Source organism: Paraburkholderia sp. IMGN_8, assembly GCF_038050405.1.
GTDB lineage: Bacteria > Pseudomonadota > Gammaproteobacteria > Burkholderiales > Burkholderiaceae > Paraburkholderia.
This window is the reverse complement of record NZ_CP150900.1, coordinates 1,273,942-1,290,235: the sequence shown is the minus strand read 5'-3', so window position 1 is coordinate 1,290,235 and position 16,294 is coordinate 1,273,942. Positions and strand designations below refer to the sequence as shown.

Below are 16,294 nucleotides of genomic sequence, written 5' to 3'. Positions count from 1 at the left end.
CGGTTTCACTGTCGCTTCAGGCGGCCTGATGCGGCATTGAAGAAGCACCCTGCTCGTCTTCCTCGGCACAAGCCGCACCACGCGCCGCAGCGCGCGCCGCCAGCAACGTGGCGAGCGTCAATTGCAGCTTGTCGTTCTCGAGCGCCGCGAGAAGCGTTGCGCCATCCACGCGCGTCGAGTTGAGACCAAGCTGATATTCGAGCTCCGCGCGATCGATCACGAACAGGCCGAACAAGCGCTCGACCGTGATCTGTGCCGGATTCGCCAGCAGCAGGAAGTGCGGGCGCGTGCCGTCTTCCTGCAAGCTCGCGATCCATTCGATCGCCTCGAGTCTTTGCAGCAGGTTGAGCGTCGTGTCCATGTCGCGGCGAAGCATGCGCGAGAGTTCCTGCACCGTGTAGCCGCGCTTGCCCGCATCGCGCGCTTCTGAAAGCCGCGCAAGCAATTCGAGCGAATCGAACAGATTGCTGCCCTCGAAAGTCGGGCGATGAAACTGGCCAATGCGGATGGCCGGCAATGCGGACGCGATCATCGCGCCCGCCAGCGTGATGAACCAGCAAAGGTACATCCACAGCAGGAACAACGGCACGGCGGCAAATGCACCGTACACCGCGGTGTAGGTAGGAATGCGGCGCACGTAGTAACCGAAGCCGCGCTTGCCGAGCTCGAACGCGATCGCGGCAGTGACTCCGCCGATCACCGCATCGCGCCATTCCACCCGGCAGTTCGGCAGATAGACGTAGAGAATCGTGAAGGCGAGCGCCGTCAATGGCAGCGCGGCGCCGGTGAGTGCCCATTCGATCGGCGCCGGGAGATGCTGGGTCGCCGTGAGCGCCATCGATTGCGTGAACAGATAGGACGAAATCGACAAACTCACGCCGATCAGAATCGGTCCGAGCGTAATGATCGCCCAATAGACCAGCACGCGCTGCGCAAACGGCCGCGCTTTGCGCACCCGCCAGATCACGTTGAAGGCGGATTCAATCGTCATCATCGTCATCACTGCTGTGAGGAACAGCAGGATCATGCCGATCGTAGTCAGCCCCTTGGCCTTCGACGCGAACTGGTTCAGATAGTTGAAAATCTGACTGTTGAGCTGCGCGGGCATCAGATGCTCGGCAAGAAAAAACTGCAGCGACTCCTGAAACGAGCTGAAAATCGGAAACGCGGTGAACAACGCGAACGCGACTGTGGCGAGCGGCACGAGCGCGAGCATGGTGGTGAACGTGAGACTGCCGGCCACCTGCGGAATGCGGTCTTCGCCGCTGCGCTTCGCGGCAAACTGCGCGAGCCGTTTGAGCGTGTCGAGATCGAAACGCACTCTGGACAACAAACCCCACCTCCTTGCTTCGTGAACCGGTGTTTCAGGACAGTGCGCGAAACCTGGCCGAACGGCTATGGATGGCCTCTGCAGCGGACCCAACCCCTATAATACCCGTTCACCGATGAGGCCTATGAAAGACATTCTCGTGCTCTATTACAGCCGTCACGGCGCCACACGCGAGCTCGCGCTGGCGATCGCGCACGGCGTCGACAGCGTCCCCGGCATGCAGGCACGCGTGCGTACCGTGCCGGCGGTTTCCACCGTCTGCGAAGCGACCCAGCCGGACATTCCCGCCGAAGGCCCGCCCTACGTCGAACTGAGCGACCTCGAAGAATGCGCCGGTCTGGCGCTCGGCTCGCCCACCCGCTTCGGCAATATGGCTGCGTCGCTCAAGTACTTTCTCGACGGCACCACGCCGCAATGGCTGTCCGGCGCGCTGGCGGGCAAACCGGCGTGCGTGTTCACGTCGACCGGCAGTTTGCACGGCGGCCAGGAATCCACGCTGCTGTCGATGATGCTGCCGCTTCTGCATCACGGCATGCTGATCGTCGGCATTCCATACACCGAAAGCGCGCTGAGCACCACGCAAACCGGCGGCACGCCGTACGGCGCATCGCATTTCGCCCGTGCGGGCAGCGCCGAACACGGCATCTCCGCCGACGAAAAAACGCTCGCGATCGCCTTGGGCGCACGCGTCGCGCGCACGGCGGCGTCGATGAGCGAACGTCCGTGAGCGAGCCGGACGTGGCAAATCGCGCGGCAGCCAGCGCAACAACCGCAACCGCCATGCCCCCACTCGTGCCGCAAAACCACCCGGCCGCGTTCGGCGCTACAGCCGCCCTGCTTGCTTTGATCGTGTTGTCGGTTGCCTGGGAATGGTGGCTCGCGCCGCTGCGGCCAGGCGGCTCGGCGCTGGTGCTCAAAGCGGTGCCGCTGCTGATCGCGCTGCCGGGCGTCTGGCGGCGCCGGCTTTACACGCTGCAGTGGGCGTCGATGCTGATCTTGCTGTATTTTGCCGAGGGCATCGTACGCGGCTGGAGCGACCACGGTTCGAGTGCGCGCCTCGGCTGGCTGGAAAGCGCCCTCGCAGTGGTTTTTTTCGTCTGCACGCTCGCCTATGTCGCGCCGTTCAAGCGCGCGGCAAAACAGGCAGCAAAACAGAACGCAAAGCAGGCCAGGGGAAGCGCCCAATGAGGACCGCGCTTCCCGCGTAACCTATCCGCCGAACACCTTGACCGACCATCATGACCCAAGCCGTTTTTCTCACCGCCTGCCGCGACGCCATCGGCGCCGCCCATGTACTGACCGACCCGCACGACACCGCGCCCTATCTCACCGACTGGCGCCGCCGTTACACCGGCACGGCCTGCACGGTGCTCTGCCCGGCCACGCCTGAAGAAGTCGCGGCGCTCGTCCGGCTCGCCGTCGAACATCGCGTCGCGCTGGTGCCGCAGGGCGGCAACACTGGGCTCGCCGGCGGTGCAACGCCGGATGCGAGCGGCGCGCAGGCGGTCGTCAGTTTGCGGCGCCTGAACCGCGTGCGCGACATCGATCCGCACAACAACACGATCACTGTCGAAGCCGGCGTTATCCTCGCCGAGGTGCAGAAGCACGCTGAGGAAGCGGGCCGGCTGTTCCCGTTGAGCCTCGCCGCCGAAGGCAGCTGCACGATCGGCGGCAATCTCGCCACCAACGCGGGCGGCACCGGCGTGCTGCGCTATGGCAACACGCGCGAGTTGTGTTTGGGCCTCGAAGTGGTGACGCCGCAAGGCGAACTGTGGGACGGCCTGCGCGGACTGCGCAAGGACAACACCGGCTACGATCTGCGCGACCTGTTCATCGGCGCGGAAGGCACGCTCGGCATCATCACCGCCGCCGTGCTCAAGCTGCATCCGCAGCCGGCTGCGCGCGTCACGGCGCTCGCCGCACTGGCGTCGCCGCATGCGGCGCTCGATTTCCTGTCGCTGACGCAACGCGTCGCCGGACCGCTTCTGACCGGTTTCGAACTGATGTCGGATTTCTGTCTGCGGCTGGTCGGCCGGCATTTTGCACAGATGCGCTATCCGTTCGCCGAGCCGCACGCACAAGTGGTGCTACTCGAACTGTCGGACAGCGAAAGCGAGGAACATGCGCGCGGGCTGTTCGAGCGCCTGATGGAAATCGCACTCGAAGAAGGCCTCGTCGAAGACGCGGTGGTCGCGGAAAACCTCACGCAATCGCGGGCGTTCTGGAATCTGCGCGAACATATTCCGCTCGCGCAGGCGGAAGAAGGTCTGAACATCAAGCACGATATCGCCGTGCCGATTTCGCGCATCGCTCACTTCATCGAGGAAACCGACGCGGCGATCGCGCAGGCTGTGCCGGGCACGCGGATGGTCACGTTCGGCCATCTGGGCGACGGCAACTTGCACTACAACGTGCAGGCACCCGAGGGCGTCGACGCGAACGCGTTCCTCAAGGCGTTTCAAAGCCCGATCAATCAGCTCGTGTACGACAACGTGCACCGTCACCGCGGCAGCATCAGCGCCGAACACGGGCTCGGCCAATTGAAGATCGACGAAGCGATGCATTACAAGCAGAACGTCGAGGTGCAATTGATGCGCGCCGTCAAACGCGCGCTCGATCCGCTCAATCTGATGAACCCCGGCAAGGTGCTACGCTAAGGTCTGAAGCCTCTGATTCGAGGCCCATCGCAGGAGCCGTCCGTGAAGATTCGAGTGCTGTCCGATCTGCATCTGGAGAATGACGAGCCCGAGCTGATCCCGCATGCGCAGGCGGATCTGATCGTGCTTGCCGGCGACATCCACAATCACGCGGCCGGGCCGCGCTGGGCCGCGCAAACTTTCAACGGCGCCGTGCCGGTGATCTACGTGCCGGGCAATCACGAGTACTACGACGGCGAATTCGGCGCACTCGAAACGGCGCTCTACGACGCAGCGGCCTCGGTCGACAACGTGTACGTGCTGAACAACGCCACGCTCGTCGACCCGCAGGGCCGCTGGCGCGTGCTCGGCACGACCTTGTGGACCGACTTCGCGTTATACGGCGCCGACGAAGCCGCGCTCGCCCAATCCATCGAAGCATCGCGCCGGGCGATGCTCGACTTCCGCGGCCTGATCCAGATGAACTGGCCGCACGACACGCTGGATTCTCCGCGCGATTTCACACCCGCCGACTCTCTCGCGCTGCACAGGCAGGCACGCGCATGGCTCGAACGCGAGCTGGCCAAACCGTTCGGGGGCAAGACGATCGTCGTCACGCATCACGCGCCGCATCGGCTGAGTCTGGCCGAGCGCTACGCGGAAGACCGCGTCTCGGCCGGCTTTGTCAGCCATCTGCCGGAACTGGTGCGTGCCCCCGTCGCGCTGTGGATTCACGGACATACGCATACGTCGTTCGATTACACGGTGAACGGCACGCGCGTGGTCTGCAATCCGCGCGGCTATCTCGACCGGCGTACCCGCGAGCCGGAGAATCCGCAGTTCGACTGGGTCAAGGTGGTGGAGATCTAGCGTTGGCTTGGGGCCGATCTGGGTATCCAGGCTACGCGGCACGCACTACGCTGTTGTCGTCGGCTGGGTAGTGACTGTCGTGACTGACGTGTTGGCCCCATGGGCCGAATCAGTCTTGCCGGTCAGGTCGGTCGCATCAGGAGGTTGCTCATGTGTGGTCGAATCAGCCAGTACGGCGATCCGCTTCGTTATGCGCAGCATCTCGGCCTCAGCGATCCGCTGATGCTGTTCGACACCGCCGACCGCCGCCCCGGCTACAACCTGTCGCCCGGCACGCATCCGCTCGCGATATATCCTGACCAGACGCTGCGCGCGATCCACTGGGGTTACTGCCCGGCCTGGGCACGCGCGCAGCATCTGCCGCAAACGATCAACGCGCGCGCCGAAACCGCGGCGAACGCTCGCTACTTCAAGGACCTGTGGAAAACCGGACGGGTATTGGTCCCCGCGGACGGCTGGTTCGAATGGCGCGTGGAAGCGGCGCCCAGCACGGACACCCGCGATGACGCCATGGAGGGGGCAATCCAGGACGCCGGAACGATCCGCCAACCCTATTTCGTGCGCCTGAAAAGCGACGCGCCAATGTACCTTGCCGCGCTATCGAGCGTGCGCGGCACCGAGCCGCAAACAGAAGGCATGGGATTGGTGATTGTCACAGCCACCGCCGACGCGGGCCTGATCGACGTGCATGACCGCCGCCCGCTGGTGTTCGCGCCGGATGCGGCGCGCCGCTGGCTGGATCCGGCGCTGCCGCCGGGTGAACTCGAGCAGCTCGCGCGCGGCGCCTGTGTACCCGCCGGGCGCTTTCGCTGGCATCGGGTGAGCCCCGAGGTAGACCGCACGCTCAATGACGAGCCGGGTCTGATCGAAGCGCTGCCCTGAAAGCGCGGCTTCGATCGTGAAAACTCAATAGCTGAACGTGGCAGATGAGCACTGCAGCCAAACTCAGCGGTCGCGCCTTTGTGCAGACAAATCCACCGGGCGCTCGACCTTGATCGGCACCAGCTGCGGCTGCTGTTCACGCAAACGGCGCAGCAAATCGCGCGATGCGGCGATTCCGATCAGTCCCAACATGACGGCCACGCCGATCATCAGATGCGTATCCATGAATCCCTCGTCCTTCCAGTTGTTACGATTTGCCGAACGGCGGCTGATTGAACACGTCCGGCTGAAGCCGGCAGCGCATGAATGACACGTTAGCAAAACGACCGCGGCGCAGAAGTAAGGAAATGTTGCGACGCGGCACTTGTGTAACAGGCTGTCACGCGAACGCGCCGGCGATTGTCAACGATGGTCAACCGCCCGCCCGGCGCGGCTTCAGGTGCGCGCGAACTGGCGCAACTCGGCCTGGTCGACCGCCAGCGTCGCGGGCAGTTCGTCGCGCAGAAATTCGACCCAGGTGCGGATTTTTGCGTCCAGATATTGCCGCGACGGGTACAGCGCATACAGATTCATTTCCTGCGACGTGTACTCCGGCAGCAGCCATACGAGCTTGCCGCTACGCAAACCGCTGATCGCCGAGTAGATCGGAATCAGCCCGATGCCCATGCCGCTCGACACCGCCACCGCCATCGCTTCGGCAACATTCACCTGGAACGTGGCCGGACCGAGAGCGACCGTTTCCTCGCCGTTCGGGCCGTCGAAGGTCCATTTGTCGGTGGGAAACACCGGCGTCACCATTTGCAGGCAGGTGTGGCGCACGAGGTCCGCAGGCGTTTGCGGCACGCCGTGCCGCTCCAGATAAGCCGGCGACGCGCACGCAATGCTGAACGCGCTGCCCAGGCGCTGCGACACCAGCCCCGAATCCGGCAGACCGGTTGCGAGCGTCAGCGACACGTCGAAGCCTTCGTCGAGCAGATCGGGCATGCGCTGAGCGAGTGTGAGCTCGATGTGCACGTCCGGATAGCGCTGCTGATAGCGGCCGACGGCCGGCACCACATAGTGCTGGCCGAAGCTCGTCATTGCGTGAACTTTGAGTTTGCCTGAGGGGCGCGCGTGGGCGTCGCTCGCTTCCGCTTCGGCCTGATCGACGTACGCGAGGATCTGTTCGCAGCGTTGCAGATAGCGCTCGCCTGCCTCGGTCAGCGCGATTCGGCGCGTGGTGCGGTTCAGGAGCCGCGTGCGGAGGTGCGCTTCCAGATCCGAAACCGCGCGCGACGCGTACGCCGTGGTCGTGTTCAGGTGCTGCGCAGCACCCGTAAAGCTGCCCGCTTCGACGACGCGGACAAATACGCGCATGTTTTGGAGCGTATCCATACTATTCCTCGATGACTCGGAGCGATTGTTACACAATTCGCAAAGGCGATTGTCTCACATTCCGTAAAAATGCCTTGCACCTTTACCGGTTATTCCCCAATCAATCAAAAAATATAATGACGCACAAGGTTCTATAGCTATTTTTTGGAGGAAATCGTGCAGTCTCCGGTACCGAAAAGGGTCGCCGCCGCCGCGGTTCTTACGATCCTATTAACAATCGCCGGCTGTGCCAGTACCGGAGGCATCGCGCCGCAAGCCAGCGGAATCGAGCCCTCCTCGCTCGACGCGGGCAACGCCATCCGGGCAGCCAATGCCGACGCGCAATGGCCTGCCGCCGACTGGTGGCGCGCTTATAACGACCCGCAACTCAACGAATGGATCGAAGCGGCACAGGCGGGCAATCCGACGCTGGCCGTCGCCCAGGCACGTGTGCGCGAAGCCGTGTCGATGGCCGGCGTCGCCCGTTCGGCGCTGTCGCCGCAGGTCAACGGCAGTCTGTCGATCCAGCGTCAGAAATGGGCCGACAACCTGTACTACGGCCCGGGCCCGCTTGCCGGCGAGCAATCGTGGAACAACACCGGCACGCTCGGGCTCTCGTATCACCTGGATATCTGGGACAAAGACAAGAACGCCGCCGAACGTGCGCTCGACGCCGCTCACGCGAGTGCCGCGGATGCCCGCGCCGCCCAGCTCGAACTGGAAAGCAATGTGGTACGCACGTACATCGAGATGTCGATGAACTACGCGCTGCTCGATATCGCCAGGGCCACGCTGCAGCAACAGCAGCAGATCGCCGATCTGGCCACACGCCGTCTGAAGGGCGGCATCGGCACGCAGCTCGAAGTGAGCCAGGCCGAAACGCCGCTACCGGAATACGAGCGTCAGATCGATGCGATCGAGGAGCAGATCGCGCTCGGCCGCAATCAACTGGCCGCGCTGGCCGGCAAAGGTCCGGGCGCGGGCGATTCGATCCGGCGTCCGACGCTCGCGCTCGACGCGCCGGCCGGCCTGCCGGGCACGCTGCCTGCTGACCTGATCGGCCACCGGCCCGATGTGGTCGCGGCGCGCTGGACGGTGGCGGCGCAGGCGCGCGGCATCGACGTCGCCAAGGCCGATTTCTATCCGGACATCAATCTGCTGGCGTCGATCGGCGGCTATGCGGCGATGGGGCCGCTGTTCCAGTTCCTGAAGAACCCGTCGCATAGCTGGAGCGCCGGTCCGGCGCTGTCGCTGCCGATCTTCGACGGCGGACGGCTGCGCTCGCAACTTGGCGCGGCGTCGGCGGGCTACGACGAAGCCGTCGATCGCTACAACCAGTCGATCGTCAGCGCGCTAAAGGACATCGCCGATCAGGTGGTGCGGATCCGCTCGCTCGCCACGCAGGCTGACGACGCCGACCGTTCGGTCGCGGCGGCTCGCAAGAACTACGATCTGTCCCGCGAAGGCTACCGGCGCGGCCTGACCGACTATCTGAACGTGCTGGTCGCGCAAAGCCAGTTGCTGCGCGCGCAGGAAGGCGTCGCGAAGATTCAGGCCGAGCGCCTCGGCGCGCATGCGTCGCTGGTCACCGCCTTGGGCGGCGGCCTCGACCAACCGGCTAACGGTCCGCAGGAAAACGAAACGCTGCCGGGGCATGGCAAGGGCAAAGTGAAAGCAGATTCGAGCGCCGCGGCAAGTACAAGCCGCCCGTCCGCCAACGCAAGCGCGGCAGAGTAAGGAAGCCGACCATGTCCGCCTCCCCTTCTCCCGCCTCGCAGCCGAACCCGTTCGCCGCGCTCTGCGCGGCCGTCGCCGGCTGGGCCCGCACCGACGGCCGCACGTGGATCTATCTGTTCAAGGCGCTCGCGGCCTGTTTTCTCGCGCTCGGCATCGCGATGAAGCTCGACCTGCCGCAGCCGCGCACCGCGATGACCACCGTGTTCATCGTGATGCAGCCGCAAAGCGGGATGGTGTTCGCCAAGAGCTTCTACCGGATCTGCGGCACGCTGGTCGGCCTCGTTGTGATGCTCGCGTTCATCGGCCTGTTTGCGCAGCAGCCGGAAATGTTCATCGTCGCGACCGCCATCTGGGTCGGCATCTGCACCGCGGGCGCCGCGCGCAACCGCAACTTCAAATCCTACGGTTTCGTGCTGGCCGGCTATACCGCCGCGCTGATCGGCATTCCCGCTTCGCAGCATCCGGACGGCGCGTTTCTGAGCGCCCTCACTCGGGTCGCCGAAGTGGTGGTCGGCATCGTCTGCGCTGGCGCGGTCAGCGGCCTCGTCTTGCCGCAGTACGCCGGCTTGCAGATGCGCAGCACCGTGCGCGCGCGCTTCTCAGCGTTCGTCGAGTACGTGTGCGCGTCGCTGGCGGGCCGCAACGACCGCGCGCAGATCGAGGCCACCAACGCGCGCTTTGTCGCCGACATCGTCGGTTTCGAAGCGGCGCGCAGCGTGGCCGTGTTCGAAGGCCCCGACTCACGGATGCGCGGCGGGCGCCTGGCGCGTCTGAACAGCGAGTTCATGACGGCATCGACGCGCTTTCATGCGCTGCATCAATTGATGAACCGGCTGCGCGATGCAAACACAAGCGGCGCGGCCGTCGCGATCGATGCACTCGAACCGTACTTCAAGGAAATCGCCCCGCTGCTCGCGAAGTCCGGCGAACCCGTGCTGAGCGCCGCCGACGCCGCGCACGCCGCCGCGCAACTCGATGCCTACAAAGCCGCGTTGCCCAGGCGCGTGCGCGCGACGCGCGACGCACTGGAAACACATGCGGATGCGCCGCTGCTCGATTTCGACACCGGTGCAGAACTGCTGTACCGCTTCGTCGACGATCTGCATGCGTACGCGGCGACTTATGCGTCGCTCGCCGTCGATATGCACGAGCGCGAACGCTGGATCGAGCGTTACGAGCCGAAGACCAATGCGATCGCAGCGGGCGTAGCCGGCTTGCGCGCGGCCATCGTCATGATGGTGCTCGGCGCGTTCTGGATCGCGACCGCGTGGCCGAGCGGCACGACGCTCGTGCTGACCGCGGCAGCGACCTGCGCGCTGGCGTCGTCGTCACCGAATCCAATGCGCACGGCGATCCAGATGGGCGGCGGCACGCTGATCGCCTCGGTGATGGGGATGATCGCGGTATTCGGCGTGTATCCGCACATCGACGGTTTTCCGCTGCTGTGCGCCGTGCTCACGCCGTTCCTGCTGCTCGGCGTATTCATGACGACGCGCCCGTCGCTGGCCGGCTACGGCGTCGGCTACTGCATCTTCTTCTGTTTCCTGGCCGGACCGGACAACGTGATTCACTACGATCCGAGCGGCTTCATCAATGATGCGATAGCGCTGCTGCTGTCGATGCTGGTGTCGTCGATTGCCTTTGCGGTGCTGCTGCCGCCGTCGACGCCGTGGCTGCGCAACCGCCTGCTGATGGACCTGCGCCGCCAGGTGGTGCTGGCGAGCCGCGCGGGCATGAGCCGGGTGCGTTCGCGCTTCGAGAGCGGCGCGCGTGATCTGATGTTCCAGATCAACGCGCTCGCGCCGAACGAACCCGAGCTCAAGCGTGAGACCTTGCGCTGGCTGTTCTCGGTGCTCGAAGTGGGCAACGCGATGATCGATCTGCGCCGCGAAGTGGCGGCGCTGCCCGCCGACGCGCGCTATGCGAAGACGATGCCGTGGCGCGTGTCGTTGCGGGCGATGCGCAATGCGGTGACCGCGCTCTTCGAGCAGGCGCGCGCGGACCGCCTGGACCGCGCGTTGGCGGCGACCATCGATGCGATCGCCGCGGTTCAGCAGATGCTGGCGACTTTCACGCTGCCGCGTGAGGAGCGACATCAACTGCAACGCATCCTGAGTCAACTGCATTTCATTCGTACCGCGCTGCTCGATCCGCAATCGCCGCTGGAAACGCTGGTGAGCGGACGAGCCGACGCGTCTGAAGGAGTTCGTCATGCCACGTGATATTGCCGTTTTCGACGCCTACGTGCCGGCCATCGTGCTGCTGTTTATCGCGGGCGCCGCGCTTACCTGGGTGTTGGACCGCGTGATTGCCTATACGGGCTTGTATCGCGTGGTGTGGCATCCATCCCTATTCCGGGCCAGCTTGCTCGTGTGTATGTGCGGCGTGCTGGGTCTCGCCGTTTATCGTTGATCAGAGTCGAAACATGACCATCCGAAATATTGTGGGCTTCGTCGCGACAGCCATTATTTTTATCGTCGCGATTTTGATTGGACGCGTGTTGTGGGTTCACTACATGGATGAACCATGGACTCGTGATGGACGCGTGCGCGCTGAGATTGTGAATGTGGCGCCTGACGTCTCCGGCGCGGTTGTCGACCTAGCGGTGAAGGACAACCAGTTGGTAAAAAAGGGCGATCTGTTGATGCAGATCGATCCGTCGCACTATGAGATTGCTGTCGAGCAGGCTCAAGCTGCGGTTGCGGCGCGCAAAGCTGAGTTGCAGATGCGGCGGGATGATGCGCAGCGGCGCGCGGATATGGATGCTTTGGTCGTCTCCAAAGAGAGCCGTGAGAATGCTACTCACACGGCTTCTGCTGCTGATGCTGCTTATCAGCAAGCGCTGGCTGCGCTCGATGCGGCCAAGTTGAATCTTGCGCGGACGCGGGTTGTTTCGCCTGTGGACGGTTATGTCACTAACCTTAATGTTTTTCGTGGGGATTATGCGACTGCTGGCTCTGCCAAGCTGGCTATTGTCGATAGTCATTCCTTCTGGGTTTATGGGTACTTCGAAGAGACGAAGCTTCCTCATGTTCGCGTTGGAGATAAGGCCGAAGTTCGGCTGATGAGTGGTGGCACCCTCCAGGGGCACGTCGAGAGCATCTCTCGAGGGATTTATGATCGGGATAATCCCGAAAGCCGCGAGTTGCTGGCGGATGTGAATCCGACTTTCAACTGGGTGCGATTGGCACAGCGTGTGCCTGTTAGGGTTCGGATTGATTCCGTGCCTGATGATGTTGTGCTTGCAGCAGGCATTACTTGTACTGTTGTTGTTAATCCTGGTTGATGGGGTTGCTTTCGCGGCGCTTCTTGTCTGTGTGCCTGCGGTGGTGGCCTTTCCTTGATTTCTTAGTGGTCTATTAGCGTCGCCCCTGTGCGGGGCAGGCACTTACTTTCTTTGCCGCCGCAAAGAAAGTAAGCAAAGAAAGCGGCGGCGGATTCAACCGGTCAATGCAACACCCAACGTTTCTGCCAGTTTTTCAGCAGGGTTCATAAATTGCAAGGTCTGACGGGGTCGACCGTTCAGGCGCGCGGCGACCTTGTTCAATTCCGCCTGCGAATAGCCGTCCACCGGCTTGCCTTTGGGGAAGTACTGACGCAGCAGGCCATTCGTGTTCTCGTTGCTGCCCCGTTGCCATGGGCTTCGCGGATCGCAGAAATACACCTGCACGTCCGTGGCAATCGTGAAGTTCCGGTGGCTCGCCATCTCCGTGCCGCGGTCCCATGTCAGTGATCCACGCAGTTGTTTGGGCAGTTTGTTCACCTGCCTGATCAGCGCGGACACCACGCTTGCCGTGTCCTTGCCTGCCACCTTGACCAGCATCACATAACGCGAGTGCCGCTCCACCAGTGTGGCAATGTAGGTGTTGTTCGAGCCCGCCAGCAGATCGCCTTCCCAATGGCCCGGTACCGCACGGTCCTCCACCTCGGCTGGCCTTTCGCTGATCGACACTGCCCCGGCTATCCTGCCCCTGTTCTGGCCGCTTGCCGAGGCGCTCTTTGCCTGGCGCATCGTGCGGTTCGTACGAAGATGCTCAACGAGTTCCTTTTTAAGGACCCCGCGCGCCTGGATGAACAGGCTCCGGTAGATCGTCTCGTGAGATATCTGCATGTCCTTGTTGACCCGGAACTCGCGCCTGAGCCACCCCGCTATCTGTACAGGGGCCCATTGTAATTTGAGCCTGGCTGCCACCAGCCGGCGCAGGCGCCCATTGCCCGACAGCGCACACACCTTCGGCCGCCGTGCACGCTCCCAGGCGTTCGCATCGGCCTCGTGCGCCCGATACCTGTGGCTGCCGCCGTTACGCGCGATTTCCCGGCTGATGGTCGATTTCGAGCGCCCCAGTTGCAGTGCAATCTGGCCCATCGTTCTGTCTGCGACCAGGGCTCGCGATATCTCCTCGCGCTCGGCCAGCGTCAGCGCGCGCGCAGATCGTGTGCGGGCGGCCGGGGCAATCCCGCCGTTCCTGTTCACCACACGATAAACCGCACTCGGCTGGCGCTCGAGCATCCGCGCGATTGCGCTCAGCGACTCGCCCTCACGCCACAGCTTCCAGATTTCGGCCTTCTGCACCGTGTTTAACCACGGTCTTCTTTGTCGTTCCATCGTGCTCCACTCTCCATTTCCGTATTGGAACAGAGGTGTTGCAACGACCGGTTGAATCCGCCGCTTCACACCGCTAACCCTTAAGCGGGTCCCCTGGCTTGGAGGAGGTAGTGGAGCATCTGGAATCGGTGTTCTCGCGCATTCCGCGCTGGTGACAAGGCAGTCATACTTCCGGCGGCGCTGCGCGCGCCGTCGCGGTACTTCCCAACACCGATCGCAGATAGGCGCCTCCGGCATCATTCTTCCCGCCTCGCACTACGTGCTCGCCGGAACGGTCTGCAAGGGAAACCAGTGACTTCGTTTGCGCGCGGTGGGAGCCATCGGCTTCGCCTCGGCGAAGCGCCCGAATGTGCGAGTGCGGGCCATCACGCGGAGCGAAGAGCCGGTACTACAGTGAAGATTGGCAATGCAACGGCGGGCCAACGCGCCGGACAAAACGCGAGCGCCTCGGCGAGGCATGGGGGACGGACGGTGAGCCACTGCGCCGGGCAAAACGTAGACGCGAAATTGGCGAGCGGTTCGATGAAGTACCGCGTCGGCGCGCGCAGCGCCGCCGGAAGTATGACTGCCTTGTCACTCACGCGGAATGCGCGAGAACACAGATTCCAGATGCTCCACTACCTCCTCCAAGCCAGGGGACCCGCTTAAGAATTAGCGGTGTGAAGCCGCTTTCTTTGCTTACTTTCTTTGCGGCGGCAAAGAAAGTAAGTGCCTGCCCCGCACAGGGGCGACGCTAATAGACCACTAAGAAATCAAGGAAAGGCCAACGCCGTAGGCAAACAGACAGCAAGCCCCGCGCAGGGAAAAAACCCACAAATTTACAACCTAAACTTCCCTACCATCAACTTCAACCCCCGCGCCTGATCATCCAAAGACCGAGCAGCCGCAGTAGCCTGCTCAACAAGAGCGGCATTCTGTTGAGTACCAGAATCCATCTGCGTAACCGCAAGGTTAATCTCTTCAATCCCAGCACTCTGCTCGGAAGAAGCAGCCGAAATCTCTCCCATGATGTCGGTCACGCGCTTCACGGCCTTAACGACTTCATCCATAGTCTGCCCAGCATCCTGGGCCAAAGTCGACCCATTGCTCACCCGCTCGACAGAGGTACTGATCAACCCCTTGATCTCCTTTGCAGCAGCCGCACTCCGCTGAGCCAGATTCCGTACTTCGGCAGCAACAACAGAAAACCCACGCCCTTCTTCACCAGCCCGCGCAGCCTCAACAGCCGCATTCAAAGCCAGAATATTGGTCTGAAAAGCAATCCCCTCAATCACGCCAATGATGTCGCCAATACTCCGCGCGCTATCGTTGATCTCATTCATCGTCGCGACCACGCGGCTCACCACGTCGCCGCCCTTCTCGGCGATCTCCGAGGCGTTATTGGCCAGCGTGCTCGCCTGCTTCGCGTTGTCCGCGTTCTGCCGTACCGTCGACGTCAACTGCTCCATGCTGCTCGCAGTCCGCTCGAGCGCCATCGCCTGTTGCTCGGTGCGCTGCGACAAGTCCTGGTTGCCCATCGAAATCTCGCCCGATGCAGTCGCAATCGCATCGGCGCTCGCTGCAATGTCGGAGACAGTGGTCGAGAGGCCGTTCTGCATGTCGTGCAGCGCGTACAACATGCTCGACTTATCCTTGCGGCCCAGCACGATCTGATTCGACAGATCGCCCGCCGCGATCCGGCTGGCAATCTCCTTCGCGTATCCCGGCTCGCCGCCGAGTTGCGCGCCCAGGCGTCGCACCACCCATTCGCTGATGCCGAACGCCAGCACGATCAGCGCGACCGTCATCACCGCGATCATCACGAACGACGAGTGATAAATAAAGCCCGACGCCTCGATGGTCGCCTTCGCAGCCGTGCCGCGCTGTGCGACCAGTTCGTCGACGAGTTTTTCGAGCTTGCCGGTTTCGACCAGCAGCGACACGTCCTGCGTGCCGACCTGCCAGTTCATCTGCGACAGATCGAGCGGCTGCGCTTTCACCAGCGTCACGAAATCGCGCAAGTGACCGCTCCACGTAGCGACCGCAGCGGCGAATTTCTTCTGCTGATCGACGGCCTTGGCGTCGGAGGCTTCGACGTACTGTTGCAGCGTGCCGAGTTGCGCGGCAAGGCCGCTCAAACCCTTATCGATGTCGGCGCCGAGTTCGTCGCGCTCCTTCGCGGTGGTCGCGGTCAGCAGCATCTTTTGCGCGCGGCTCGCGCGCAGCATGTGGCCGCGCGCCTCCTCGGCGGCGCGGCTGGCGACGTGCCCCTGGTCGTAGATGGACTGCGCGGAACCGTTCAGGCGGCTGATCTGGGTAAGCGAAAACACGCCGATCGCAAGCGTGCCGATCAGCAGCACCGCGAACGCCAGCCGCAACATCGCCTTCACCGACAAGCCCTTGAGACGCACAGCCGGTCCCCGGCCGCCCTGCCCATGCGATTGCGATTTGCCTGCCGCTTCTCCTTCCGGTACGAACCCCGCGCCCTTCTGGCCACCCAGCGAAACTGCTTTCATATTTCTCGTCCCCACGTGTCGAACTGCCGAAAAGGTCGGTTCCGGCATTGCTTCTTCTCTCTCCGGGTCTACGGCATAAACGTCTGCGATCTTTAGCGCTGCCCGCATTCATGCCGACCGCGTGTCGCCCGGTCCCGGGCAGCGCCGCCTCGTAAGCCGCGCGCCCGCGACCGTTTTATACATGGCCAAAAATACCCGAACCGTATTTCTGAGACGGGTTGCCAGCCGCGCCTATCCGTGGCAACGCATCAGCCGCCAAGCACCGTCATGGTGCCGATAACGTCGGATCCCCTTCCATTTGCGGCACGCAAAGCGTCCGATTCGCGACAAAAATTGTCCTTACAATTCGTACGAGCCACATTAAACTTAGACAAATAGCTGACAA

Annotated in this window: 14 protein-coding genes; 9 read left to right on the top strand and 5 right to left on the bottom strand. The window is 63.1% G+C overall.

Annotated elements, in window-relative coordinates:
- Positions 1–16: 16 nt before the first annotated feature.
- Positions 17–1,333, bottom strand: coding sequence for a YihY family inner membrane protein (locus WN982_RS06170; protein ID WP_341314866.1), 1,317 nt, complete (start codon positions 1,331–1,333; stop codon positions 17–19).
- Between the two features lie 121 nt (positions 1,334–1,454).
- Here WN982_RS06170 and wrbA point away from each other — a divergent pair, with 121 nt between their 5' ends.
- The 5 genes from wrbA (at position 1,455) to WN982_RS06145 (ending at position 5,718) form a co-directional block, all read left to right on the top strand.
- Positions 1,455–2,057 carry an NAD(P)H:quinone oxidoreductase gene (gene wrbA / locus WN982_RS06165; protein ID WP_341314865.1) on the top strand — a complete coding sequence of 201 codons (603 nt, stop codon included), beginning with the start codon at positions 1,455–1,457 and terminating at the stop codon, positions 2,055–2,057.
- A 53-nt stretch (positions 2,058–2,110) separates the two neighbouring features.
- Positions 2,111–2,518 carry a DUF2069 domain-containing protein gene (locus WN982_RS06160; RefSeq protein WP_341314864.1) on the top strand — a complete coding sequence of 136 codons (408 nt, stop codon included), beginning with the start codon at positions 2,111–2,113 and terminating at the stop codon, positions 2,516–2,518.
- 50 nt (positions 2,519–2,568) lie between these two features.
- Entirely contained in the window at positions 2,569–3,987 is a 1,419-nt protein-coding gene (locus WN982_RS06155; RefSeq protein WP_341314863.1) for an FAD-binding oxidoreductase, read from the top strand.
- Between the two features lie 42 nt (positions 3,988–4,029).
- Positions 4,030–4,836, top strand: coding sequence for a metallophosphoesterase (locus WN982_RS06150; protein WP_341314862.1), 807 nt, complete (start codon positions 4,030–4,032; stop codon positions 4,834–4,836).
- Positions 4,837–4,986: 150 nt separating this feature from the next.
- Positions 4,987–5,718 (top strand): SOS response-associated peptidase, encoded by a 732-nt coding sequence (locus tag WN982_RS06145; protein WP_341314861.1) that lies wholly within the window; start codon positions 4,987–4,989, stop codon positions 5,716–5,718.
- Between the two features lie 63 nt (positions 5,719–5,781).
- On the opposite strand, the gene WN982_RS06140 is transcribed toward WN982_RS06145, so the two are convergent.
- Positions 5,782–5,943, bottom strand: coding sequence for a hypothetical protein (locus tag WN982_RS06140; protein WP_341314860.1), 162 nt, complete (start codon positions 5,941–5,943; stop codon positions 5,782–5,784).
- Positions 5,944–6,153: 210 nt separating this feature from the next.
- A complete protein-coding gene (locus WN982_RS06135; protein WP_341314859.1) occupies positions 6,154–7,092 on the bottom strand; it encodes a LysR family transcriptional regulator in 939 nt (312 codons plus the stop codon).
- 156 nt (positions 7,093–7,248) lie between these two features.
- Between WN982_RS06135 and WN982_RS06130 the strand changes: the two genes are divergently transcribed.
- The 4 genes from WN982_RS06130 to WN982_RS06115 are packed head-to-tail and all read left to right on the top strand — an operon-like array spanning position 7,249 to position 12,094.
- Positions 7,249–8,808 carry an efflux transporter outer membrane subunit gene (locus tag WN982_RS06130; protein ID WP_341314858.1) on the top strand — a complete coding sequence of 520 codons (1,560 nt, stop codon included), beginning with the start codon at positions 7,249–7,251 and terminating at the stop codon, positions 8,806–8,808.
- An 11-nt stretch (positions 8,809–8,819) separates the two neighbouring features.
- Entirely contained in the window at positions 8,820–11,030 is a 2,211-nt protein-coding gene (locus WN982_RS06125; protein ID WP_341314857.1) for an FUSC family protein, read from the top strand.
- Positions 11,020–11,220, top strand: coding sequence for a DUF1656 domain-containing protein (locus WN982_RS06120; protein WP_341314856.1), 201 nt, complete (start codon positions 11,020–11,022; stop codon positions 11,218–11,220). The genes WN982_RS06125 and WN982_RS06120 overlap by 11 nt, the downstream gene beginning before the upstream one ends.
- Before the next feature lie 13 nt (positions 11,221–11,233).
- Entirely contained in the window at positions 11,234–12,094 is an 861-nt protein-coding gene (locus tag WN982_RS06115; RefSeq protein WP_341314855.1) for an HlyD family secretion protein, read from the top strand.
- Between the two features lie 153 nt (positions 12,095–12,247).
- On the opposite strand, the gene WN982_RS06110 is transcribed toward WN982_RS06115, so the two are convergent.
- Both WN982_RS06110 and WN982_RS06105 read right to left on the bottom strand, forming a co-directional pair.
- Entirely contained in the window at positions 12,248–13,414 is a 1,167-nt protein-coding gene (locus WN982_RS06110) for an IS30 family transposase (RefSeq protein WP_341315730.1), read from the bottom strand.
- A gap of 818 nt (positions 13,415–14,232) precedes the next feature.
- Positions 14,233–15,909, bottom strand: a complete 1,677-nt coding sequence (locus WN982_RS06105) for a methyl-accepting chemotaxis protein (RefSeq protein ID WP_341314854.1) — start codon at positions 15,907–15,909, stop codon at positions 14,233–14,235.
- Positions 15,910–16,294 lie beyond the last annotated feature (385 nt).

Bases quoted from the DNA above. Each gene is read 5' to 3' on its own strand.
- wrbA (WP_341314865.1), top strand. From the start codon at position 1,455: ATGAAAGACATTCTCGTGCTCTATTACAGCCGTCACGGCGCCACACGC.
- WN982_RS06160 (WP_341314864.1), top strand. From the start codon at position 2,111: ATGCCCCCACTCGTGCCGCAAAACCACCCGGCCGCGTTCGGCGCTACA.
- WN982_RS06155 (WP_341314863.1), top strand. From the start codon at position 2,569: ATGACCCAAGCCGTTTTTCTCACCGCCTGCCGCGACGCCATCGGCGCC.
- WN982_RS06145 (WP_341314861.1), top strand. From the start codon at position 4,987: ATGTGTGGTCGAATCAGCCAGTACGGCGATCCGCTTCGTTATGCGCAG.
- WN982_RS06140 (WP_341314860.1), bottom strand. From the start codon at position 5,943: ATGGATACGCATCTGATGATCGGCGTGGCCGTCATGTTGGGACTGATC.
- WN982_RS06135 (WP_341314859.1), bottom strand. From the start codon at position 7,092: ATGGATACGCTCCAAAACATGCGCGTATTTGTCCGCGTCGTCGAAGCG.
- WN982_RS06125 (WP_341314857.1), top strand. From the start codon at position 8,820: ATGTCCGCCTCCCCTTCTCCCGCCTCGCAGCCGAACCCGTTCGCCGCG.
- WN982_RS06120 (WP_341314856.1), top strand. From the start codon at position 11,020: ATGCCACGTGATATTGCCGTTTTCGACGCCTACGTGCCGGCCATCGTG.
- WN982_RS06115 (WP_341314855.1), top strand. From the start codon at position 11,234: ATGACCATCCGAAATATTGTGGGCTTCGTCGCGACAGCCATTATTTTT.
- WN982_RS06110 (WP_341315730.1), bottom strand. From the start codon at position 13,414: ATGGAACGACAAAGAAGACCGTGGTTAAACACGGTGCAGAAGGCCGAA.
- WN982_RS06105 (WP_341314854.1), bottom strand. From the start codon at position 15,909: ATGAAAGCAGTTTCGCTGGGTGGCCAGAAGGGCGCGGGGTTCGTACCG.